The sequence below is a fragment of the Thioalkalivibrio sp. XN8 genome, from assembly GCF_011058255.1.
Taxonomy (GTDB): Bacteria; Pseudomonadota; Gammaproteobacteria; order Steroidobacterales; family XN24; genus XN24.
This window is the reverse complement of sequence record NZ_JAALFH010000066.1, coordinates 49,736-72,227: the sequence shown is the minus strand read 5'-3', so window position 1 is coordinate 72,227 and position 22,492 is coordinate 49,736. Positions and strand designations below refer to the sequence as shown.

Genomic DNA, 22,492 nt, shown 5'->3' with positions numbered 1-22,492 from the left:
CGTGTAATACGGGATCAGTGTCGCACGGGGTTCCGGTGCTGGCTTTCGCGATGAATCTCATGGTTGCCGCGCCCTGCAATCCAGCCGCCGGCCCGCCGGTTCGTTCCAGAGGCTCACGGCGCGCACTCGTAACCGTCTTCGCCCACCGGCCGGCACTGCGGCGGGTAGCCGTGCTCGCGCCAGTAGTCGGGGGTGCCCTGCCGCTCGATGATGCTACGGAAGGCTGGAGAATCACGGAACGCCGCGTGCAGCGGATCCCACTGCGCGACCATGGTGGTGAGCCGCGCAGAGGATTCAGCGGCGCGATCGTAGTCGTGCAGGACGAAGTGCCAGTTGGGCGTATCGAAGCGCGGATTGCGCGCCATCAGCCCGTCCATGTCCGCGGGAGTCTCCCCCTGCTCGACCGCTGCGAGGACCGCGTGCTGCAGCTCCAGCGACATGCCCAGGTCGCGCATCATCAGCAGGGCCGGCAGTCGACCCCCGCGCGCCACGAGCCGGAACAGGAAGGTATCGCCACGATTGTGCGTGAAGCCCGCCAGCACGCCCTGCTCGTACAGCGCCAGGGCTTGGTCGTCGTCACCAGCAAAGGCGAGCGCAAGCGCCTTCCAGCGCACGCAGTTGCCGTAGGCGGGATCGATGGCCAGGCAGGCCTCGAGGTCGGCAAGCGCCCGATCCATGAAGCCGAGATTGACCCAGGTGATGGCGCGCCAGAGATAGACCGAGGCCAGCATCGGGTCTGCATTGAGCGCCCGGTCGAACAGCGCCAGGGTCTCGGCAAAGGGAATCGGCAAGCGGTACTGCATCAGCAGTGCGCGCACGGCCCAGGGCATGGCGAGCGTCGAATCGAGGGCCAATGCCCGCTCTGCGGCCATGAGCGCCCGGGCATCCATCGCCGCGACATCCGTATCCGGGTACACCGCCTCCCAGTCGATGATCACCGCGGCGGTCGCTGCGAGACCCTCCCAGCCGCGCGCGAAGCCGGGATCGAGCGCCACCACTTCCTCGAACAAGCGCACCGACTCGTCGAGCTCGGTGCGCGTCAGGAACAACTCACGCGCCTTGAGGTAAAGCTGGTACGCGTCGAGGTTGCCGGTGTCCGCGCGCACGGTCACCGCGCGCTCGGCCTCGCCCGTGCCCAGCGTACCGCGCAACGCCGCCACGATGGCGTTGGCGATCTCGTCCTGGATCGCAAAGATGTCCGTCAGCTCGCGATCGTAGGTCTCCGACCAGAGGTGGCGGTCGTTCACCGCGTCGATCAGCTGCGCCGTGATGCGCACGCGGTTGCCCGACTTGCGCACGCTGCCCTCGAGGATGTGGTTGACGTTCAGCTGGTCGGCGATGACCGCGGCGCCGAGCTCGCGACCCTTGTAGGCGAACGACGAAGTGCGCGAGGCCACGCCGATGTCGTCGACCTTGACCAGCACGTTGAGCAATTCTTCCGAGATGCCGTCGGCGAAAAACGCGTTTTCCGGGTCGGCGCTCATGTTGACGAAAGGCAGCACCGCAATGGATTTGCCGGCACGAGCTTCCGCCAAGCGGGTAGACGATGCAGAAGACTCGGCCGCGGACGGCGGGGCGCTGGGGGCACCCCGCGCATTATTCGCGGCGGCCGCTGGTGTGTTCGCGACGCCCGGCGGAGTAATCGCCGCGGCCGGCGGCGATGCTGCGGGATTCCCAGCGGCCTGGGCCGGCGATTGCTCGGTCGGCGTCGCCGGCCACAAGGTCCAGGCCAGCGCACCCGCCGTGATCAGCGCAACGATGGCATAGAACCGCTTGCTGCCCGTGCGGCCTTCGGTGACGTGCATGCCCTCGGGCGTGACCTCGAAGATCCAGGCCAGGATCAACGCCAGCGGGAAGCCCAGGATCACCAGCAGCGTCACCATGCGCGCGGTCCACTCGGGCAGGTTCAGGTTCGGGGCGACCGTGCTGGCCACCTCGATCACGACCCAGCCCACCACCAGGTAGGCGGCGGCCACGCGGATCACCTTGCGGCGCTTCAGCTCCTCGAAGAAGCTCATGGGCCGTACCCGCTGCAATCCAGCCGGCGGCCGGCTGGGTCATCGACCGGCCGGCAGCCAGGCGGGAAACCGTCCAGCTCCCAGAAACCCACGGTGCCGATGCGGTCCATGTACGCATAAAGGGCGGGGTCCTCCCGCAGCCACCCCAGCGATGGCAACCACGCGCCGATCGTCAGCATCAGCTGGCTGACTCTCAAGTCCCCCATGCTGATAGCACGCGCACCATTACGGAACATGAGGTCCTTGACCACGGCCCGGAAACGGTCGACCCCGTCTGCGCCAGGCTCGCCGGACACAAACACCGAGTCGCGCTGCGCGGGATCTGAGATTGCGAGCTGCAGCTCGGTAAAGAACTGCCGGTCAACAGGGTTGAGGTCGTCAGCGGCCAGCATGGCGCCGAGCAACTCGTAAGCACGCGCCTCGGCACCGGAGTTCACCAGCTCGATGAGCATCTGGAAAGACCAGAAAACACTGCCGGTGAGTTCCTGGGAGCGCAGGCCGAGAAGAATCGCTTCCTCGGCTCGCCCAGCGGTGACATAGGCAATGCCAAGATAGCCCTGGTTGATCCCCACCAGCGGGTCCAGCGCGTTGGCCTTCTCGAGATGCGGCAGGGCGCGATCGACACGCCCGAGCTCCAGCAGGGACAAGCCGAGCCAGAGCGGCGCAGAGGAATCGGCGGTCACCCGACTGGCAGCGCGCTCAAGCAGCTGCAAGCCTTCCACGATTTGGGCCGGGTCCCTGTTAAGCGTCAGCAGCTGGCCCTTGACCGCCATTGCGGTGGCGAGCTCCGGATCCAGGACAAGGGCGCGCTCCACAGCGAGCCGGGCCTCGTCCATGAGGCGCGCGCGATCGAGCTCGGTGGGATAACCGCCGTTGCCGACCACGAAGCTGGCCGCACCGAGAAACGCCCAGGCCTCCGCGAAATCCGGGTCGCGCTCGACCGCGGACTGCAGGTCGGCAATGGCCTCATCCAGGCCGAAACGCTGGTAGAAACGCGTGCGGCCGCGCAGGAAAAGCTCGTATGCCGTGAGGTCGGTCGTCGTCGCAGCCACAGAAACCTGGCGCACCCCGAGCACGTCTTTCAGCGCCAGGGTGATCGCCTGGGCGATTTCCTCCTGCACGCGGAAGATATCCACCAGGTCGCGCTCGAAAGTCTCCGACCAGAGATGCGTGTCGCTGTCCGTTTCGATGAGCTGGGCGGTGATCCGCACGCGATCGCCCTGGCGGCGCACCGAACCCTCGAGGATATGGCGGACGCCCAGTTCGCGGGCGATTTCCGGGATCGGTGTGTCCTTGCCGCGGAACGAGAAGGCCGAGGTACGCGAAGCGACCTTGAGCCCGTCCACGCCGGCGAGGATGTTCAGCAACTCTTCCGCAATGCCTTCGGCGAAGAACACGTTCTCCGGGTTGGCGCTCATGTTCACGAACGGCAGCACCGCGATGGTGTTCTTGTCCGGCTGGTCCGCCTTGTCTGCCGCTGCTGTCGTCGTGGCCGGTGGCGCCGCGTCGTCAGCCGCGGTCGTGGCGGCAGTCGGGAACGGCGCCTCGCCCGGCTCCTCCCCGGCCGGCTTCAGGAACCAGCCGGCGCCCAACCCGACGCCAACGGCCACCAGCAAGGCCGCAAGGAACACGGTGCGCTTGCCCAGCAGCGCCGGCGCTGCCTCGGGCGCCGTCGGCTCCGGCAGCTCATCCGTCCGCTTCACGCCCTCCGGCGTAAGCTCCAGTGCCCAGCCCATGATGAGCGCGATCGGGAAGCCGAGTATCACCAGGCCCACGATCAGGTTCATCGACCAGTCCGGCACGCCGAGGCGCGGCAGCATCAGGTCCGCCGCCTCCAGCAGCGCGAAGGACGTCGCGGCATACACCACCGCAACCCGCACCACCTTGCGGCGCTTGAGCTCGGCCCAGAGGCTCATGACCCCGATCCCTTGCGCGAGTACTTCGCCGCCAGCGCCTGGAAGGCCGGATGATCGCGGTGACGCTTGAGCACGGGATGCAGCATCAGCCCGTCGAAATACCAGTACTTCATTTCGAGCTGGAGGTACTCGTCCATCGCAGTGGCGACGTGCTCCGGCGGATCGATCAATGCCTGTACAAGCAATTTCCTGGCGAGCAGCTCGGAACGTATGATCACGTCGCGACTCGGCACGTGCTGCGCGAAGGCCTGGTCGAGTGCTTCCCGCGCGGCCTCCGTCTCGCCGAGAAGAGCCAGCGACTCGGCCCGCGAGGTCAACGCCCGGTAATCCGCTGGATACTGCGCCAGAAACTCATCGACGAGCGCGAGCGCGGCACGCGCGTGGAGTTCCACTTTCGCTAAGTCGTCCTGCGCCCAGGCCACCCGGGCGCGCAGCAATTCGATCGGGAGCAACTCGAACTGGTCCTCGACAATCTCAGCCGATGCCTCATCGAGTTTCTGCGCCAACGTCGGAAACTTTCCGGCCAGGTAGAGCGCATTGAAGCCTGCTGCCGCAGACCCGGTCCTGGCGTCGACGGCCGCACCGAACTGGCGCTGCAGGAATGCCGACAAGGCTTCAGCATCGCCAAGGACTCGCATCCGTGCCTCCGGGTAGTTGCTCAGCGCAATTGGCGGCACATCAGGCAGGGCCTCGAGGCGTCGGTACCAGCTCTGCGCATCCTCGATATCACCGACCAGCCAGGCGTTCTCTACCGCGACCTGCAGCAGCGGGAAATAACGGGGTGCCAACAGTATCGCGGACCTTATCGCTTCGGCCATCTCCCGCGCGCGGCCTGCGCGGCGCAGGATGTAGCCGCGCAGTTCGACGGTTTCGGCGCTGCCCGGCAGGCCCTGGGCCGCGCGGTCCAGCTCCTCGAGCGCAGCGTCGTAATCGAGGTGCGCGCGATACAGGAACTCGGCATGCGCCAGCCGGATGCTGGGATTTTCGGGTTCCAGCGCCAGGGCGCGCCCGATCCAGCGTCCGCCTTCCTCACGGTCCTCGTCCCGGCGGCTGATGAACCAGAAAAGATTGGTGTACTCGCGACCCAGTTCCGCCATTGCCAAGGCGAACTGCTCGTCGCGGGCCAGTGCCTGCTGGTAAAGCAGGATCCGGTCCCGAATCTGGGCCTCGGTCGCCACGTCCCGGTTAGCGCGCGCCTTGAGGAACAAGTCGTAGGCTTCACCATCGGAGGTGGGGACGGACGGCGCGGCGCTAGGCGCTCCCACCCCCAGCGCGCTCCCCAGCGCCGCCGCGATGGCCGCGGCGATGTCGGACTGGATCTCGAACACGTTCTCCGGCGTCAGCTCCCGGTCGAACGTTTCCGCCCACAGGTGCGCGTCGGTCTGCGTGTCGATCAGCTGCGCGTTGATGCGCACGCGCTGTCCCGCGCGCTGCACCGCCCCCTCGAGAATGGTGGCGACGCCGAGCTCCTCGCCGATCTGGCGCACGTTCTTGGTCGTGTCGCGGTACTCCATCATCGAGGTGCGCGAGATGACCCTCAGGTCACCATTGCGCGCCAGCTGCGTGAGCAGGTCGTCATGCACGCCGTCGACGAAATAGGCGGTGTCCGGCTCGGCGCTGCGGTTGGTGAAGGGCAAGACTGCGATCGAGCCCGGCAGCGGCTCGAAGGGCGGCGGCTCCAGGCGCGGCCGCCTCGCCTGCTCAGGCGCGGGTTGCGCCGGCACGGCCGCCGCGGGAGGCGCATCACCTGCGCTGTTAGCCTGCGGCTGCGGCCCCTGCAGCGCCGAGCCGAGGTGCTGCCAGGCCAGCAGGATCACCACCAGCACTACGGCCGAAAGCGTGATCACGTCCAGCCGCCGGGCCTGCGGGCTGGCGTCGCGGGCATTCCTGCCGTCGTCGCGGCGGATGCCCTCCGGGCTCACCTCGAACACCCAGGCAATAGCCAGCACCGGCACGAAGCCCAGCAGCAGCAGCGCAATCAGCGCCTTGCCCACCCAGTCGGGCGCGCCGATGAAACCGAGCACGATCTCGGCCACCTGGAGAATCAACCAGCCGACGACGATATAGGCCGCGGCCACGCGGAAGATGTTGCGGCGCTTGAGTTCGTTGTAAAGGCTCATCGCTCGCACTCCAGGCGCACCGGCGCCACGCCGATCCGGCGGCAATAGTCCGGGTCGCCGTAGCGGTCCCAGAACTCCAGCAGGCCGTCGCGCTGGGCCAGCTCGGCGAAGCGCGGATGCTCACGGAAAGCGCGATCCACCCCCGACCAGGTCATCAGCAGGAGGATCTGCCCGGCATCCGGCTTGCTGCGCAGCGCCTCGCGAATGGCCTCGTCGGGCAGTCCCAGCATCAGGTAGAGCTGGCTCCATTCGCGCTCCGGCCAGGTCTCGATCGCCGCGGCCACCGCGGCGCCAGCGGCGGGCCGCAGCGCCGGATCCGCCATCGCCGGCGCAATCTCTTCATAAACGGAGCGGTGTTCCGGCGCGATGCGCCCGTCATCCTGCAGCCACTGGCGGAAGCGCCGCTCCGCCTCGGGGCCGTGACCGTCCGCCAGCGCCAGCTTCAGGAGCCAGGCGCTCGCGGAGCCGCGCCAGCCGAGTTCATGGGCGCGCCGCAGGCTGGTCTCCGCCGCCTCGGCCTCGCCTTCGATCACCTGCGTGGCGCCGATCCAGCCGAAGTGGATGCCGCTCAGGGGGTCGAGCCGGTTGGCCTGCTCGAATGCTGCGCGCGCCGCCTGCACATGCCCGGCTTCCAGCAGGTTCAGGCCGTGCCACATCCAGCTGTTGGCGTTGTTCGGGTCCCGCGCCAGGGCGCGCTCCACCAGCTGGACGGCGGCAAGGCGCTCGCCCCGCTCGGCCGCCAGGCGGGCGCTGACCGCCAGCGCCTCGGGCAGGTCCGGCACCAGCGCCAGCGCCCGGCTCGCCGCGGAGCGTGCCTGCTCGGCCGCCTCGTCGGAGGGCACGTCGGCAAAGTAGGACGGCATCACCAGCAGCACGCCGCCCAGTGCCGCCCAGGCCTCGGCGAAGCGCGGGTCGCGGTCGACGGCCTGCTCCAGCAGCCCGCGCGCCGGCGGCAGGTTGGCGCCGCGCTGGGCGAACAATTGCCGGCCGCGCAGGTAGAGCTCGTAGGCCTGCAAGTCGCCGGTCGGCTGGCGCACCCGGACCTCGCGCACGCCCAGGGTGTCGGCCAGCGCGTCCGTGATGGCCTGGGCGATCTCCTCCTGCAGCGTGAAGATGTCGGTGAGGCGGCGATCGAAGCTGCCCGACCAGAGCTGGCGATCCGAGGCGGCCTCGACCAGCTGGGCCGTGATGCGCAGCTCGTCCCCCTGGCGCCGCACCGAGCCGTCGAGGACATGGGCGACGCCGAGTTCCTGGCCGATCTCGCGCACGCCCAGCCGCTGGTCCCGCAGGCCGAACGACGAGGTCCGCGAGGCGACCCGCAACCCCTCGACCCGCGCGAGCACGTTCAGGATCTCCTCCGCCATCCCGTCGGCCAGGTAGGCGTTCTCCGGGTCCGGGCTGAGGTTGGCGAAAGGCAGCACCGCGATAGAGCGTGGATCGACCGCCGCCAGGGGCGCCGGCGCGACGGTCTCGGCAGGTTGCGGCTGCTCCGCCTGGGCGCCACTCTCCGCCGGCGCTTCGACCCGCTCCGGCAGGACGAACTGCCGAAAACCCGACAGGGCGATGGCCATCAACAGCAGCACGATGGTGACCTGGTCGATCCGCCGCGCCGTGTGCTCGTTCTCCGGGTTGATGCTGCCCGGCCCCGGGTCGAGCCGGAGGCCCTCGGGCGTCATCTCCACCAACCAGGCGAAGCACATCACCGGCACCAGCAGCAGGCCGAGCACGATGATCAGCCAGCGGATCACCACGTCGCCGAAGCCGAGCAGGGGCAGCAGCAGGTCAGCCAGCGCGATCAGGAACCAGGACAGCGCCAGCCAGGCGAGCCCGGCGCGCCAGACATTGCGCCGCTTGAACTCGGCCAGCATGCCGGCGGACGTCACGGGCGGACCTCCAGGCCTGCCAGCCTGGCGCGCTCGGATGCCGAGTGTTCTTTCACGGCAGCCACCAGCGCGATGAACTCCCGATCCTCGCGCCAGGTGGCGAAGACGGCGTCGTGCTCCAGGAACCAGGGCGGCAGCCAGCGGTTGGCCTCGGCGATCTGCAATTCCAGCAGCGCCGTGTCGCGATCACCCCGAATCGCAGCCACCCGGGCGGCGTCATAGGCGAGCGTCGTGGCGCCCCAGTTGATATACGCACCGCCCTGAGCACGCAGTTCAGCGATCAGCTTCTCGACACTGGCGGCGCGCCCGTCCCAGCCTTCCAGGCCGAGCTGTCGTTCCACCCAGGCAAGCTCCAGCAGTGCGCCCATGTGTATGAGGCGCGCGCCCTGCACGGCATCGTAGCTGGAGAGCTGCAGCGACTCGAGCAGCAAGCGCCGCGCCTCATGCCACGCGCCGGCCCGCGCGGCGGCAACCCCGCGCAGGTAAGCGCCCGCCGGGCCACCTCTCACAGCGCCGGTTTCAGCTAGCTGCGCCCAGTCCCCCTCGGCCACTGCCAGCCTGTCCCGTGCGAAGAGTTCCCAGCGGTTGTTCTCGCCTCTCCGGCGCGCCGCTTCGATCCAGGCCTCGGCGAGCGCGCGGTCATCGAGATGGACTGCGACCATCGCGATCTGTGCCGCCGAATAGGGGTCGCCCGGCCTGGCGAAATGCACGAAGCGAAACTCGCTGATCGCATCGGCGAAGCGGCCCTGCTGGCGCGCCAGGTTACCGAGCTCTTCTTTCGCATAGTCGTTGTCGGGGTACTCCGACAGGACTTCGTCCAGCAAGGCGCGCGATTCCTCGTACTTGCCGACATCCAGCAACTTCGAGGCGAGGCGCGTGCGCATGAATACCGAGAGCGGATCGAGTTCGACCGCCTTGCGGTGCACCTCGATCATGCGCTCCAGGTTCCCGATGTCGCGCAGGACATCGCCGTAGATGTTGTAGGCGGTGACGTAGTTCGGGTTCAGCTCCAGCGTGCGCTCGAAATAGCGGCTGGCGCCGACCGCGTCGCTGTAGTACCGGTCGCGCACGAAAGCCATCGCGGCATGCGCCTCGGCCGACTGGGGATCCAGCGCCAGCGCGCGCCGTGCCGCCTGCTCGGCCTGCGGGAAGGCCTCGGCCGAAGGGATGCCGCCGTAGTCCTCGAGCCAGGTCCAGGCTTCGGCGATCCCGCTGTAGGCGCCGGCGAAGCGCGGGTCGAGCGTGAGGGCCTCCTCGTACATCTCGATGGCCTGCAGCAGGCCGGCGCGGGTAGGCTCGCGGGCCAGCTGGCGGCCCCGCAGGTACAAGTCATAGGCCTGCACGTTTTGCGTGCGGCCGGCCGTCTCGACGCCGACGTCCAGCTCGAGTTGCAGGGCGCGGACGATGGCCGAGGCGATCTCGTCCTGGACCGCGAAGATGTTCTCGAGGCGGCGGTCGTAGGTGTCCGACCAGATGTGGAAACCGCTGCCGACCTCGATCAGCTGGGCCGTGATGCGCACCTGGTCGCCGGCCTTGCGGACCGAGCCTTCCAGCACGGTCTCCACGTTCAGCGCCGCGCCGATCTCGCCGATGTCAGCATCGCTGCCCTTGAACTTGAACGACGAGGTCCGGGCGGCGACGCGAAAGCCCTCGCTGCGCGCCAGCAGGTTCAGCAGCTCCTCGGAAATCCCCTCGGCAAAATACCCCTGGTCGCCTTCGGGGCTCAGGTCCTCGAAGGCCAGCACGGCGATGGAGCGCGCGGGGTCGGCCGCGGCCGGCTCATTCGCCGGGTCCGCAGGCGTGGCCGCCGGGGCCGTCGCCGGCGCTTCGGCGGGGCTGCCGCGGCCGGCAAACCAGATCCGCTCGGTCGCCATGACCACGATGATCAGGAGGGCGCCGATGAGAATGACGCGGTTCGTCAGCCGCCCGCGGCGCGCCATGCCGCCGTCGGCGGGCGCGCCGGGATCCGCGGGCGCGACATCGGGCGTGCGCTGCAGCCCGCCGGGCGTCAGGTCGAAGACCCAGGCCATCACGACCGCCAGCGGGAAGCCCAGCACCAGCAGCACGGTAAAGGACTTGAACACCCATTCCGGGGCGCCGAAGTTGTCGAGGAGGATGTCGGCGACCTGCAGGACCAGCCACGCTACGACCGCATACGCGGCGGCGACGCGGAAAACCTTGCGGCGCCTCAGCTCCCCGAACAACGTCACGGGCGCCGGTCCCCGGGGGAAGACAGGGGATGTGCGGCAAAATTGCCTACGCCGGAGCCACGCAAGCCGCTAAACGGCCCCGGCATGTTGCCACAGCATCAAACACACCCCCGATTGTTCGCACCAGCGCCCGATTCTACGCATATTCCCTTACTATTTGGGGCACGCGGCGACTTTTTCGGCGCTTGCGCCATTATCATGGCGACGAAATTCGACGGGGAGATTGGATGGCCCGCGTACACGAAGTGCTCGTCATCGGCAGCGGATTCGGCGGCAGCGTCGCCGCGGCACGGCTGGCCGAGGCCGGCGTGGACGTCGCGCTGCTGGAGCGGGGACCCTGGCGCGACACGCTGCCCGTGCAGTCCATGGGGATCGGCAACCGGATCCGCTACCCCGCCGGGGCGCAGCTCTACAGCCGTGGCCTGCGGGCGGTGCACGGCCGCTGGCTGCCCCGGCAGGGCCTCGGCCTGTCCCGCTATGGGTTGTTCGAACTCCATGCCGCCGGCGACGTCACGACGCTGTGCGCCTCGAGCGTCGGTGGCGGCAGCCACGTCTATACCGCACTGAACGACCGGCCGCGGGTCCCGGACTACTGGGACGGCCACCACCCGGAGGTCTCGAACGCGGCGCTGGAGCCCCACTACCAGCGCGTCATGGAGGAAATGGGCGGCCGCCCGCCGCGGCTCGAGGACGCCATTCCCAACCTGACGGCACAGCGCTACCGTGAATCCCCGCTGTTCGACGCTACCGAAACCCTGGAGCGGCCCCGGCATGCGGTCCAGTTTCCCGCCACCCCCGGCACCAGCCGCGAGATCGAATGGGGCGAAGGCATCCGCCGCCGCGAGGCGGACTGGAAGGACGGCGGGCTGCTGGGCTCGCGCTTCGGCACCAAGACGACGCTCGATTTCGCCTACCTGGCGCCGGCCATGCGGCGCGGCCTGCGGGTGCTCGACCTGCACGAGGCGATCTCGGTCCATCGCTGCCGCCAGACTCATGCCGCCCGCTATTGCGTCCAGACGCGCAACCTCTACACCGGCCGCATCGAGCCCCTGTACGCGGAACACGTGATGCTGGCGGCCGGCACCATGAACACCCTGCGCCTGCTGCTGTCGAGCCGCGACGAGGCCCGCGGCCTGGACGGCATGCCGGCCCTCGGCCAGCGCTTCGGCACCAACGGCGACGCGGTGGGCTGGTGGTCGATCCAGGATCCGGAGGCCGATTTCAGCCGCGGGCTGCCCTGCCACGGCGTGATGGCGCCGCGCGAGGGCCGGCGCGAGGACGACCCGCTGCTGATCGAGGTCGGCCTGGTCGGGATCGCCGGCATGCCGCTGCCCGCGCCGCTGAAGCGCAAGCTGCGGCGCAGCGTGATGCTGCTGGCCATGGGCGCCGACCGCGCCGACGGCCGGGCCCGCCTGGAGCGGGGCCGCCTCCGGGTGCGCTACGACCGGGACGCCAGCCCGGTCTTCGGTCGCGCCGAAGCGCTGTTTAAGCAGGTGGGCGAGCTTTCCGGCCGCAAGGTCCGGGTCCGCCGCAAGCCCTTCACGGTGCACCCGCTCGGCGGTGCCGTGCTGGGCGCCACCGAGACCGACGGCGTGGTGGACGCCGCCGGCGAAGTTCATGGCTTTCCGGGCCTGTTCGTGGTCGACGCCGCCGCGCTGCCGGCTGCGCCGGGCGGGCCGCCGTCCATGACCATCGCCGCGTGGTCGAGCTGGGTCGCGGCCCGGTTCCTGGAGCGGCGCGCTTGAGACCCGGCGCCGACCTGCATCGCCGGCGCCTCCCGCTGCGCCTGGTGCTCGTCGACGCGGCGGGCGCGGTGCTGGCGGCCGTGGGCATTCTCGACCTGCTGGAGACCGGCCCGGAGCTGCTGCCTGCCGCCTGGCCGCAGCCGCTGGCGGCCGTGAGCCTGCTGGTAATCGGCTGCGTGATGATGGCTGCAGTGCCGGTATGGTTGCTGCGCCACCGCCGGCAGCCGCCGCGACACAGGCCGGGCGCATGAGCCGCAACCGCCGCCGCTATCTCGTCCTGGACGTGTTCACGGACCGGCCCTACGGCGGGAATCCGCTGGCGCTGCTGCCGGAGGCAGAGGGCCTGTCTGCGACCCAGATGCAGCAGATCGCGCGCGAGTTCAACCTGTCGGAAACCGCTTTCATCCGGCCGCCGCGCCACCGCGGCGAGACCCACCGCCTGCGCATTTTCACCCCGACCCAGGAGCTGCCCTTCGCCGGCCATCCCACCATCGGCGCGGCGCTGGCCCTGGCCGACGAGGGCTGGGACCAGGCGGAGCTGGTCTTCGGCCAGGCGATCGGGCCCGTCCGCGTCAGCCTGCGCCAGCAGAAACAGCATCGCAGCGCCTGGCTCTGGGCCGCCATGCTGCCCGAGGTGGGCCCGCCGGCGCCGCCGAGCGCTGCCCTGGCGGCGCTGCTCGGCCTCCGGCCGACCGACATCCTCGCGGGGCAATGGGGACCGGCGGCGGTCTCGGCGGGCATTCCCTACCTGGTCGTTCCCGTCCGCGACACCGAGGCCCTGGCGCGCGCGGAACTGGACCTGCAGCGCTGGAAGGAAATCCTGAAGAACTGGTGGGCGAACCAGGTCTACCTGGTCGCTCCCCTGGACGGTCCCGGCGGCACCCGCTACCGGGCCCGCATGTTCGGTCCCGCCATCGGCATCCCGGAGGATCCCGCCACCGGCTCGGCCGCCACTGCCTTCCCCGGCTGGCTGGCGCCGCGGCTCGGTACCACCGACGGCATCCTGACCATCACCATCGAGCAAGGCGCCGGGCTCGGCCGGCCCAGCACGCTGATGATCGAAGCCGAGCTTGCCGGCGGCGCGCTCACGGCAGTGCGGGTGGGCGGCACGGCGGTCGCCATCGCCGAGGGCACGCTGCGGATTCCAGACTCGAACTCGGAGACATCGGGATGAGCTGTTCCCGCCTCACCACCCTGCTGCTCTGCGCGACCGGCGCGCTGCTGCCCGCTGCGGCTGCCGCGGCAGACACCCGCTTCGTCGGCGACGTGCGGCTCGAGCTGGCGGCCAGCGAGCAGGACACGCGGGAGGGGGAGAGCCTGCCCCGGGAGGAAGAATTGCGCGCGCGGCTGCGGCTCGGCCTGGAAAGCCAGCTCGCCGAGGAGTGGCTCGGCCGGATCCGGCTGGCGGGCCGCTACGGCACCGAGCAGGACCGCTCCCGTTTCTGGCTCAAGGCCTGGGCGCCGACCCCGACCGGCCTGGAGCTGGGGGACACGACCATCGACGAGCTGTACCTCCACTACCACCGGCCGGGCAGCAGCTGGTCGCTCCGCGCCGGGCGCTTCCAGGGCGAGTTCGTGCTCGACGGCGTCGCGGCCAAGAGCCTCGATCGCTACAACAGCCCGGAGACCGAGATCAGCTGGACCGACGGGCTGCATCTGACCTACGGCCTGGACTCGGCCTGGCGCAGCCACCTGGTCCTGCAGTCGAATGCCAGCAGCGGTTCCGGCCAGGCCGCCCGGCCGCCGCTCGCCTTCGACGACGACGCCAGCCAAGTGACGATGTTCGCGGCACTGGAGGCCGCCGAGCCGCTGGGACCGCTGACCCAGCGGGTGTTCGCCGTGACCTGGATGCCCTCGACCCTTGCCGCGGACGGGCTGGCGGCGCCGGCGCGCGACGATTACCTGGCCCTGACGGCGAAACTCTTCGCCGAATGGCCGATTGCCGGAATGCGCGGCGGGGTAGGCATCGAGTACGGCTATGCGCCGACAACCCCGGCGGGTTCCCTGTTCAACCCGGCGGCGACCGGCGACGCCAACGGCGAGGCCTGGCAGGCGACGCTGAGCCTGTGGGACTTCATCCCGGGCCATGCCATCGGCTACGTGCACGGCCGGGTCGACGCCGGCTGGCTGCTGTCGCCGGACTTCGGCAACGGCGAGAAACTGTACGAGATCCGCTACCAGTGGCGCGTCTCGAGCAAGTGGACCATGGAAGCCGCCTTGCGCCAGCGCCAGGAGATCAAGGTACCCGCAGACGCCGAACAGGTCGGCGTGGTGGACGACTTCTACATCCGGTTCACCACGCGCTTCTAGCCGGCGCGGCAGAATTACCGCCAGCCCGGCCGATGCCCGCATAATTGCGCCCCGTGAGCGGAATCGACCCCATCGTGCTGTTCTTCCTGCTGGGCCTGGTGGCGGGCCTGGGCCGCTCCGACCTGCGCCTCCCCGGCTCGATCTACGAGTTCCTCAGCGTCATCCTGCTGCTGGCGATCGGGCTGAAGGGCGGCGCCGAGCTGGCGAAGCAGTCGCTCGGCGACCTGTTGCCGCAGATGCTCGCCGTCATCCTGATGGGCCTGTTGCTGCCGCTGGTGGCCTATCCGCTGCTGCGCCGCCTCGGTCGCCTGCGCCGCGCCGACGCGGCCTCCATTGCCGCGCATTACGGCTCGGTGAGCGTCGGCACCTACGCCGTGGCGGTCGCCTGGCTGGTGGCGCGCGAGATCCCCTACGAGGAATACATGCCGCTGATGCTGGTGCTGCTGGAAATGCCCGCCATCGTGGTCGGCATCCTGCTGGCGCGCGGCGTGTCCGCCGACACCAAGTGGAAGGAGCTGGGGCACGAGGTCTTTCTCGGCAAGAGCATCGTGCTGCTGGTCGGCGGGCTGCTGATCGGCTGGGTCGCGGGACCCGAGGCGCTGGAACCCGTGGGGGGCCTGTTCTTCGGGCTGTTCCATGGCGTGCTCGCCCTGTTCCTGCTGGAAATGGGCCTGGTCGCCGCAGGCCAGGTCGGCAGCCTGCGCCGCCACGGCCTGTTCCTGGTCGCCTTCGGCATTCTGTTCCCGCTCTTCGGCGCCCTGGTCGGCGGCGGTCTCGGCCTGCTCCTGGGCTTCTCCACCGGCGGCATGATGCTGCTCGCCGTGCTGGCGGCCAGCGCCTCCTACATCGCTGTCCCGGCCGCCATGCGGCTCGCCCTGCCCGAAGCCAACCCGACGCTGTCGCTGACGGCGTCGCTCGGGGTGACCTTCCCGTTCAACATCCTGGTCGGCATCCCGCTTTACTACGGGCTTGCCGAGCAGCTGCGTCAGCTGGGAGGATGAGCGTATGCAGGCCGACGATCGCAAGCTGGTCACCATCATCACCGAGGCAGCACTCGAGCGGCGCCTGGCCGAAGACCTCAAGCGCCTCGGCGCGCATGGCTACACCATCAGCGACGCCCGCGGCGAGGGCAGCCGGGGCGTTCGCAGCGCCGGCTGGGACGCCAGCAGCAATATCCGCGTGGAGGTCGTTTGCGATGCGGCGATCGCCGCCAAGATCAGCGCGCACCTGCGCCAGCATTATTACGACCACTACGCCATGATCCTGTTCTTCACCGACGTCGGCGTATTGCGCCCGGAGAAGTTCTGAGCCCCGCCATGCCATCGGAGTCGACCGTGCCAGCCAAGTTCATCGCCCGCTTTCTTCTCGGCCTGTCGGCCCTGGCCATGCTCGCCGCCTGCGCCGCGCCGACGCGCGTCGGCTCGACCTGGCATGCGACCGCCCCGGCCGAGCCGCCCGCCGGCATCCTGGTCGTCGGCGTCGGCCGCGACCTGACCAACCGTCGCACCTTCGAGGACCTGCTCGCCGGGCGGCTGCGCGAGGCCGGCAACGAGGCCTGGGCCAGCAGCCGCCACACCGACAACGCCGTGCCACTGGACCGTGAATCCGTAGCCGCCGCCGTCACGGCAACCGGGGCCCAGCTGGTCGTGGTGGCCCGCCTCGAGCACCAGCAGATCGAACTCACCGAGGCCGTCGGCCGGGACAGCATCAAGGTCGAGCGCCGCCGGGACACGCCGCTCGATTTCTTCCGCTACGACTACAAGGTGCTGGAGGGATCGAGCTACGTATCGACCGAGGCCTCGGTGGCGCTGGCCGCGGACGTTTACGGCGTCGCAGACGCCCGCCTCCTCTACACCATCGACGTCGTCATCCCGCCGCGCGAGACGCGCTACGAAATCATGGACGAGGCTGCCCGGGCGATCGAAAAGCGGTTGCGGCGCGCCGGGCTGGTGCGCTGAGCGCGCCGGGCTCGCCGCGCGGCGCCAGCGACACAGCTACACTGCAGCCCATGCAACGCATCCTGATCGACAAGCCGGGCGGCTACGACGCCCTGCGGCTGGTGGCGGAGCCCGATCCGAAGGCAGGCCCGGGCGAGGTGGTTATCGCCTGCCAGGCCTGCGGCCTGAACTACGCCGACGGCATCATCCGCATGGGCCTGTATGCCTCGGCGAAGCAACTGCATGGCTATCCCATCACGCCCGGCTTCGAGGTCGCGGGCCGGGTCGCGGACGTCGGTCCGGGCGTGTTCGACTGGCACCCCGGCGACGAGGTCATCGGGCTGACGCTGTTCAATGGCTACACCACGCACCTCAGGCTGCCCGAGGACGGCGTGTTCCCCAAGCCGCCGCAGCTCGACTGGGCCCAGGCCGCCACCCTGCCCACCGTGTTCCTGACGGCCTGGTGGATGGTCCATCGCCAGGTGCACCCGGTCCCCGGCGAATGCTGGCTGGTGCACTCCGCCGCCGGCGGCGTCGGCTCGGCGCTGCTGCAGCTGGCGCGGCTCGCCGATGTGCGGGCCATCGGCGTGGTCGGCGCCAGCCACAAGGTCGAGCATGCCCTGGCCATGGGCGCCGACGCGGTCATCGACAAGTCCCGCGAGAATCTTTGGCGGGCCGCGGCGCAGCACGCGCCGGACGGCTTCAACGCGGTGTTCGACGCCAACGGCGTGGCCACCCTGCGCCAGAGCTATGGCCACCTGGCGCCCACCGGCCGGCTGGTGGTCTACGGCTTCCACAGCATGCTGCCGCAGGACGGCCGCCTGAACTGGCTCCGCCTCGCGCGGGACTGGCTGCGCACGCCGCGGTTCAACCCGCTGCGCATGACGCAGGAAAACCGCAGCGTGCTGGCCGCCAACCTCAGCTTCCTGCAGTCGCATGCGCCCAGCCTGCGCGAAGGCATGCTGTGGCTGCTGGAGCGCTTTGGCGACGGCCGGCTGCGGCCGCTGCCGGTGGAGACTTTCGCGCTGGCGGACGCCGCGGCCGCCCAGCAGCGCCTGGAGTCCGGCCAGACCGTCGGCAAGCTCGCGCTGCTGCCCGGCGAGCGCAGTTAGGCGACCGGCAGGGCTTTTGCAATAATCCGCGGCTCGCCTTCCGCCGCGGAGAGCCATCCATGCGCTTCCCTCTCGTCGTTCTCGCCCTGCTCGCCGTCGCCCTGCCCGCCCGGGCCGAGCTGCCGGTACTGCAGCCCGCCGACATCTTCCAGCTGCAGTGGGCCTCGGACCCGCAGGTCGCGCCTGGCGGCGAGCGGGTGGTGTACGTGCGCAACCATGCCGACATCATGGCGGACCGCTATCGCCAGAACCTCTGGCTCGTGGACGTGGACGGCGGGCAGCACCAGCCCCTGACGACCGGCAGCGAGAACCACTCCCAGCCGCGCTGGTCACCGGACGGCAGCCGGATCGCCTACGTGGGCAACCAGGACGGCAAGCCGCAGCTGTACGTCCGCTGGCTCGGCAACGACCGCGAGGCCCGCCTCGCCCAGCTGACCGAGTCGCCCGCCTCGCTCGCCTGGTCGCCCGACGGCAGCCGGATCGCCTTCAGCATGTTCGTCCCGGCGCGCCCGCAGCCCTTCGTGCAGATGCCCCCGGCGCCGCGCGGCGCGCAGTGGGCCGACCGCGCCGCCGTGATCGACCAGCTGGTGTACCGCCGCGACGGGCGCGGCTACCGGCGCCCGGGTCACACCCATGTCTTCGTCGTCCCGGCCGATGGCGGCGCGCCGCTGCAGGTCACGCGAGGCGACTTCGACCACGGCGGCACGGTGTCCTGGACGCCGGACGGGACGGCGCTGGTGTTCGCGGCCAACCGGCGCGCTGACGCCGACTTCGAGCCGCGCCGGGCAACGCTGTACCGCCTCGAGCTGGCGACCGGTGAGCTCACCGCCCTGCTGGAACACGAGGGACCGGTGCTCGGGCCGCAGGTCTCCCCGGACGGCCGCTGGATCGCCTTCCGGGCGTTCACGGACCGCGAACAGGCCCACCAGCAACAGGAACTCTGGCTGGTGAGCAGTAACGGTGGCGAGCCCCGCCGCCTGGCTGACGAGCTGGATCGCTCGATCGGCACGCTCTACTGGGCGGGCGACAGCCGCGGCGTGTATTTCCAGTACGACGATTTCGGCATCACCCGGGTCGGCCTGGCCGACCTGCGGGGCGCCGCGCGCGAAGTGGTCGGCGGCGTCGGCGGGGCTTCCATCGGCCGGCCCTACCCGGGCGCGAGTTTCAGCGTGGCCCGCAATGGCACCGTCGCCTTCACCCAGGCCGGCACCCAGCGCCCGGCCGAGGTGGCCGTGGCCACGCGCCGCGGCAGGGTCACGCGGCTGACGGCGCTGAACGAGAACCTGCTCGGCCAGCGCCGCCTCGGCGCGGTCGAGGAGATCTGGTACGAGTCCTCGGTGGACGGCCGCCGGGTCCAGGGCTGGATCATCAAGCCGCCGGGCTTCGACCCTGGCCGCAAGTACCCGCTGGTGCTGGAAATCCATGGCGGGCCGTTCGCCAATTACGGGCCGCGCTTCAGCTACGAGCTGCAATCCTATGCGGCCGCCGGCTACGTGGTGCTCTACACGAACCCCCGCGGCTCGACCAGCTACGGGGCGGAGTTCGCCGGCCTCATCGACAAGGCCTATCCCGGCCACGACCACGACGACCTGATGGACGGCATCGACGCGGTCATCGCCCAGGGCTATGTCGATCCCGACCGGCTGTACATCACCGGCGGTTCGGGCGGCGGCGTGCTGACCAGCTGGGCGATCGGCATGACCGACCGCTTCCGCGCCGCGGTCGTGCAGAAGCCGGTGATCAACTGGTACAGCTTCGCCTTCGTCACCGACATCCCGATCATCGCGACGCGCTACTGGTTCGGCGCCATGCCCTGGGAGAATCCCGAGGAATACCTCCGGCGCTCGCCGATCTCGCTGGTCGGCAATGTCACCACCCCGACCATGGTGCTGACGGGCGAGGAGGACTGGCGCACGCCGATGTCCGAGTCCGAACAGTACTTCCAGGCCCTCAAGCTCAAGGGTGTCGAGGCGGCGCTGGTGCGGATCCCCGAGGCGCCGCACAGCATCGTGCACCGCCCCAGCAACGCCATCGAGAAGGTGCTGCACGTCATCGGCTGGTTCGACCGCCACCAACCCGAGGCGCCCCAGTGAAGACGCGGGCGCTCTACCTCGACGACGCCTACCAGCGGAGCTGCCAGGCGACCGTGCTGGCCGCGGGACCGGAGGGCGTGACGCTCGACCAGACCGTGTTCTACCCCCTCGGCGGCGGGCAGCCTGGCGACACCGGCGTATTACGCGCGGCCGACGGGCGCCAGTGGCGGGTCCGGGACACGCGCAAGGGCGAGCACGGCGCGATCCTCCACCTGCTCGGGGGCGAGGACCCGCCGCCGGCGCCCGGCGACCGCGTCGAAGCCGGGATCGACTGGGACCGGCGCTATGCCCACATGCGCATGCATACCTGCCTGCACCTGCTCGGTGCGGTGCTGCGTTACGGCGTCACCGGCGGCCAGGTGGGCGCCGGGAAGAGCCGGCTCGACTTCGACACCCAGGACGAAATCGACAAGGCACGCGTTGCCGATGCGGTCAATGCGCTCATCATGGCCAACCAGCCGGTCAGCTCGCGCTGGATCACCGATGCGGAGCTCGAGGCGCAGCCGGAGCTGGTGCGCACGCTCTCGGTGCAGCCGCCCCGCGGCGCCGGCCGGGTCCGGCTGCTCGAGATCAGGGGCGTGGACCTGCAGCCCTGCGGCGGCACGCACGTCGCCGCCACGGGCGAGATCGGCCCGATCGAGGTGCGCAAGGTCGAGAGCAAGGGCAAGCGGAACAAGCGGGTGGTGATCGCGCTGGCCTGAGCGCTCAGGCGACCGGCGCAAACTCCCGGCATACGAGTTCGGCGACTTCCCGCCCCCACTCGGCATAGGCCAGCGGGCCAGGATGATAGCCATCGACCGCGATGTACTTCAGCTCGAGCGGCAGGCGCGGCGTGAGCACTACGCAGCCGGGCTGGTCGGCCGCCACCTCTTCGAGCAGCCGGGTGAAGGCCAGCGCCCGCTGGCCCAGCACCCAGCGCAGCGGCTGCGGCAGCGCCGGGAAGGCGCGCATCGGCGGCAGCCCCGTCAGCACCGTGAGCCGCACGCCGTGGCGTTCCTGCAGCAGCGCCACCAGCGCGCGCTGCTGCGCCACGAAAGCCGCCGAGCGCGTGCCGCCGGTGACGTCGTTGACCCCCAGCGAGGTGACGGCAACATCGAAGGCGCCAGGCGTCCCCGCCTCCAGCCGGCGCAACACCTGCAGGGTGCGCAGCCCGGTCCGCGCCCGGACTTCCCAGCTGACGCGAAAGCGTTCCCGCAAGGCCTCGACGATGGCGCCGGACAGCCCCTCCGCCTGGCTCGGCGCGCCCACGGCTGCGGCCGCCGAATCGCCGGCGACCAGCAGGCGCAGCGGCGGCCCCTCCCCGGCCGTGCCGGCGCGCTTGCCGGGCGGCTCGGGCAGGCGCAGCGCATTGCGTCGCACCCGCAACCCCTGCACGACCAGCAGCGGCGCCAGGGCCATAGCGGCATAGCGGTAGTCCATCGATGATCCCGGCCCGTCCAGGGCCTTGAACTGCGGTCCGTCCAAAGGGTAATGCGCCTTCCCTGCGCATGCTAGATTGTAGGCCCTTGGGCCGCACCGAGGTGCCGGGTATGGATGGCGGGGGCCTGCTGGTCATGCTGCTGGGCTGGTCCATCCCGGTCTATTTTGTACTGCAGTTCATGCTCTGGCGCCGCTGGGACGGGGGCTGGCGACGGCTCGCCCTGGTGCCGCTGTGGGGCACCGTACCGGTCACGGCTTACACCCTGGTCGCCCTGGCCGCCGGATCGAACCTGTGGCCGCTGATCATGCTGTTCACGTTGCCGCTCGCCTTTGTCTACCTGCTCGCGCTGGTTATCCTGAAGCACCTGCGCTGATCCGTCGGAGTCCCGCTCATGTCCACCCCGCGTTTCGAGGACCTCAGCCGCCGCCTGGCGGCGTTCGCCGCCGAGCGCGACTGGGAGCAGTTCCATTCGCCGAAGAACCTGGCGATGGCGCTCGCGGCCGAGACCGGCGAGCTGCTGGAGCATTTCCAGTGGCTCAGCGAGGCCCGGAGCAGCGAACTCCCGCCGGCCGAGCTGGAGGCGGTGGCGCTGGAGCTGGCCGATGTCCAGCTTTACCTGGTGCGCCTGGCGGACCGCCTCGGCATCGACCTGGTGGCCGCCGCGCATCGCAAGATCGGGTTGAATGCGGCCAAGTATCCCGCCGACCAGGCCCGCGGCCACGCCCGCAAGTACGACCAGCTGTAGCGACGGGAATCTCCTGATGACAGACGCCGACGGCAAGCTCCGCCACTTCCATGTTTCCTTTTTCGCCACCGTCATGGGCACGGCGGGCCTGGCGCTGGCCTGGCTGCGCGCTCACGAGGTGCTGGCCATGCCCCGCGCCGCGGGCCTGGCCCTGGCAGGCGTGAGCGCCCTGGTCTTCGTCGCCGTCGCCCTGGCCTACGGCCTCAAGCTGCTGCGCCATCGGGAGGCCGTGCTGGCAGAGCTGCATCACCCCATCAAGCTGAGTTTTTTCCCGGCCTTTTCCATCAGCCTGGTGCTGCTCGCGATGACGGCGCTGAGCGTGTCCATGCCGCTGGCCCGCGTCCTCTGGCTGGCCGGCGCCAGCCTGCATCTCGTGCTCACCCTCTACGTGCTGACGCAGTGGATTTTCCAGCCGCACTTCAACGTCCATCACAGCACGCCCGCCTGGTTCATCCCGGTCGTGGGCAACATCCTGGTGCCGATCGCCGCGGTGCCCCTCGGTTATGTCGAGGCCGGCTGGTTCTTCTTCTCCATCGGCCTGGTGTTCTGGCTGGTGCTGAAGGTGCTGGTGTTCAACCGCTTCATATTCCATGACCCGTTGCCGGCGCGGCTGCTGCCGACCATGTTCATCCTGGTCGCCCCGCCCGCGGTGGGCTTTATCGCCTACCTGCAGCTCAACGGCGGCGAGCTGAACGACTTCGCCCGCGTGCTGTTCTTCATCGCGGCCTTCCTGGTCCTGCTGCTGCTGGCGCAGTTCCGGCGCTTCGCCGGCAGCGCCTTCTTCCTGTCGTGGTGGGCGTACTCCTTTCCGCTGGCCGCCTTCGCCATTGCCGCCCAGGTGTACTACGCCCATACCGGCGGCGGCTTCTTCCTCGCCGTCGCCTGGGCGGCGCTGCTGCTGGCCACCGGCGTCATCGCCGGGCTGGCGCTGAAGACGCTGCAGGTGGTGCTCGACGGCAGCGTGTTCCAGCCCGACTGAGGTG

Annotated in this window: 19 protein-coding genes; 13 read left to right on the top strand and 6 right to left on the bottom strand. The window is 69.9% G+C overall.

Annotation, left to right across the window (positions count from 1 at the left end):
- Positions 1-113 precede the first annotated feature (113 nt).
- From G6N75_RS11450 to G6N75_RS11430, 5 genes are read right to left on the bottom strand one after another with little or no spacing between them, the layout of a single operon-like run.
- Positions 114-2,018 carry a hypothetical protein gene (locus G6N75_RS11450; protein WP_165348497.1) on the bottom strand — a complete coding sequence of 635 codons (1,905 nt, stop codon included), beginning with the start codon at positions 2,016-2,018 and terminating at the stop codon, positions 114-116.
- Positions 2,015-3,934 (bottom strand): tetratricopeptide repeat protein, encoded by a 1,920-nt coding sequence (locus tag G6N75_RS11445; protein ID WP_165348496.1) that lies wholly within the window; start codon positions 3,932-3,934, stop codon positions 2,015-2,017. The genes G6N75_RS11450 and G6N75_RS11445 overlap by 4 nt, the downstream gene beginning before the upstream one ends.
- Complete coding sequence (locus tag G6N75_RS11440) at positions 3,931-6,099, bottom strand: hypothetical protein (protein ID WP_165348495.1); 2,169 nt, start codon at positions 6,097-6,099, stop codon at positions 3,931-3,933. Before G6N75_RS11440 ends, G6N75_RS11445 begins: the two co-directional genes overlap by 4 nt.
- Positions 6,051-7,937: a hypothetical protein gene (locus G6N75_RS11435; RefSeq protein ID WP_165348494.1), complete on the bottom strand. Its 1,887-nt coding sequence runs from the start codon at positions 7,935-7,937 to the stop codon at positions 6,051-6,053. The genes G6N75_RS11440 and G6N75_RS11435 overlap by 49 nt, the downstream gene beginning before the upstream one ends.
- Positions 7,934-10,147, bottom strand: coding sequence for a tetratricopeptide repeat protein (locus tag G6N75_RS11430; RefSeq protein WP_165348493.1), 2,214 nt, complete (start codon positions 10,145-10,147; stop codon positions 7,934-7,936). The genes G6N75_RS11435 and G6N75_RS11430 overlap by 4 nt, the downstream gene beginning before the upstream one ends.
- Positions 10,148-10,374: 227 nt before the next feature.
- On the opposite strand from G6N75_RS11430, the gene G6N75_RS11425 reads away from it, so the two are divergent.
- Genes G6N75_RS11425 through G6N75_RS11380 form a run of 10 tightly spaced genes read left to right on the top strand, consistent with a single transcriptional unit; the run spans position 10,375 to position 20,045 of the window.
- Complete coding sequence (locus G6N75_RS11425) at positions 10,375-11,892, top strand: GMC oxidoreductase (protein WP_165348492.1); 1,518 nt, start codon at positions 10,375-10,377, stop codon at positions 11,890-11,892.
- A complete protein-coding gene (locus tag G6N75_RS11420) occupies positions 11,889-12,143 on the top strand; it encodes a hypothetical protein (RefSeq protein ID WP_165348491.1) in 255 nt (84 codons plus the stop codon). Before G6N75_RS11425 ends, G6N75_RS11420 begins: the two co-directional genes overlap by 4 nt.
- Positions 12,140-13,066: a PhzF family phenazine biosynthesis protein gene (locus G6N75_RS11415; RefSeq protein ID WP_165348490.1), complete on the top strand. Its 927-nt coding sequence runs from the start codon at positions 12,140-12,142 to the stop codon at positions 13,064-13,066. The genes G6N75_RS11420 and G6N75_RS11415 overlap by 4 nt, the downstream gene beginning before the upstream one ends.
- Positions 13,063-14,202 (top strand): hypothetical protein, encoded by a 1,140-nt coding sequence (locus G6N75_RS11410; protein WP_165348489.1) that lies wholly within the window; start codon positions 13,063-13,065, stop codon positions 14,200-14,202. The genes G6N75_RS11415 and G6N75_RS11410 overlap by 4 nt, the downstream gene beginning before the upstream one ends.
- Before the next feature lie 53 nt (positions 14,203-14,255).
- On the top strand, positions 14,256-15,203 hold the full coding sequence (locus G6N75_RS11405; RefSeq protein ID WP_346765530.1) for a sodium-dependent bicarbonate transport family permease: 948 nt from the start codon (positions 14,256-14,258) through the stop codon (positions 15,201-15,203).
- Between the two features lie 4 nt (positions 15,204-15,207).
- A complete protein-coding gene (locus G6N75_RS11400; RefSeq protein ID WP_165348488.1) occupies positions 15,208-15,510 on the top strand; it encodes a transcriptional regulator in 303 nt (100 codons plus the stop codon).
- A gap of 26 nt (positions 15,511-15,536) precedes the next feature.
- Entirely contained in the window at positions 15,537-16,160 is a 624-nt protein-coding gene (locus G6N75_RS11395) for a hypothetical protein (RefSeq protein WP_165348487.1), read from the top strand.
- Positions 16,161-16,210: 50 nt separating this feature from the next.
- On the top strand, positions 16,211-17,251 hold the full coding sequence (locus tag G6N75_RS11390) for a zinc-binding dehydrogenase (protein WP_165348486.1): 1,041 nt from the start codon (positions 16,211-16,213) through the stop codon (positions 17,249-17,251).
- A gap of 59 nt (positions 17,252-17,310) precedes the next feature.
- Positions 17,311-19,344 (top strand): S9 family peptidase, encoded by a 2,034-nt coding sequence (locus G6N75_RS11385; protein ID WP_165348485.1) that lies wholly within the window; start codon positions 17,311-17,313, stop codon positions 19,342-19,344.
- A complete protein-coding gene (locus G6N75_RS11380) occupies positions 19,341-20,045 on the top strand; it encodes an alanyl-tRNA editing protein (RefSeq protein WP_165348484.1) in 705 nt (234 codons plus the stop codon). The genes G6N75_RS11385 and G6N75_RS11380 overlap by 4 nt, the downstream gene beginning before the upstream one ends.
- Positions 20,046-20,049: 4 nt before the next feature.
- On the opposite strand, the gene G6N75_RS11375 is transcribed toward G6N75_RS11380, so the two are convergent.
- Entirely contained in the window at positions 20,050-20,808 is a 759-nt protein-coding gene (locus G6N75_RS11375) for an SGNH/GDSL hydrolase family protein (RefSeq protein WP_206203091.1), read from the bottom strand.
- 65 nt (positions 20,809-20,873) lie between these two features.
- Here G6N75_RS11375 and G6N75_RS11370 point away from each other — a divergent pair, with 65 nt between their 5' ends.
- Genes G6N75_RS11370 through G6N75_RS11360 form a run of 3 tightly spaced genes read left to right on the top strand, consistent with a single transcriptional unit; the run spans position 20,874 to position 22,488 of the window.
- Entirely contained in the window at positions 20,874-21,137 is a 264-nt protein-coding gene (locus G6N75_RS11370) for a hypothetical protein (protein ID WP_165348483.1), read from the top strand.
- Positions 21,138-21,155: 18 nt separating this feature from the next.
- Positions 21,156-21,509 (top strand): nucleotide pyrophosphohydrolase, encoded by a 354-nt coding sequence (locus G6N75_RS11365; RefSeq protein WP_165348482.1) that lies wholly within the window; start codon positions 21,156-21,158, stop codon positions 21,507-21,509.
- A 16-nt stretch (positions 21,510-21,525) separates the two neighbouring features.
- Positions 21,526-22,488, top strand: coding sequence for an SLAC1 anion channel family protein (locus tag G6N75_RS11360; protein ID WP_165348481.1), 963 nt, complete (start codon positions 21,526-21,528; stop codon positions 22,486-22,488).
- The last annotated feature ends 4 nt before the right edge of the window (positions 22,489-22,492 follow it).

Excerpts from the sequence above, each read along its gene's own strand:
- G6N75_RS11385 (WP_165348485.1), top strand. The coding sequence starts at position 17,311 with ATGCGCTTCCCTCTCGTCGTTCTCGCCCTGCTCGCCGTCGCCCTGCCC.
- G6N75_RS11425 (WP_165348492.1), top strand. The coding sequence starts at position 10,375 with ATGGCCCGCGTACACGAAGTGCTCGTCATCGGCAGCGGATTCGGCGGC.
- G6N75_RS11445 (WP_165348496.1), bottom strand. The coding sequence starts at position 3,934 with ATGAGCCTCTGGGCCGAGCTCAAGCGCCGCAAGGTGGTGCGGGTTGCG.
- G6N75_RS11400 (WP_165348488.1), top strand. The coding sequence starts at position 15,208 with ATGCAGGCCGACGATCGCAAGCTGGTCACCATCATCACCGAGGCAGCA.
- G6N75_RS11390 (WP_165348486.1), top strand. The coding sequence starts at position 16,211 with ATGCAACGCATCCTGATCGACAAGCCGGGCGGCTACGACGCCCTGCGG.
- G6N75_RS11410 (WP_165348489.1), top strand. The coding sequence starts at position 13,063 with ATGAGCTGTTCCCGCCTCACCACCCTGCTGCTCTGCGCGACCGGCGCG.
- G6N75_RS11415 (WP_165348490.1), top strand. The coding sequence starts at position 12,140 with ATGAGCCGCAACCGCCGCCGCTATCTCGTCCTGGACGTGTTCACGGAC.
- G6N75_RS11370 (WP_165348483.1), top strand. The coding sequence starts at position 20,874 with ATGGATGGCGGGGGCCTGCTGGTCATGCTGCTGGGCTGGTCCATCCCG.
- G6N75_RS11360 (WP_165348481.1), top strand. The coding sequence starts at position 21,526 with ATGACAGACGCCGACGGCAAGCTCCGCCACTTCCATGTTTCCTTTTTC.
- G6N75_RS11450 (WP_165348497.1), bottom strand. The coding sequence starts at position 2,018 with ATGAGCTTCTTCGAGGAGCTGAAGCGCCGCAAGGTGATCCGCGTGGCC.
- G6N75_RS11365 (WP_165348482.1), top strand. The coding sequence starts at position 21,156 with ATGTCCACCCCGCGTTTCGAGGACCTCAGCCGCCGCCTGGCGGCGTTC.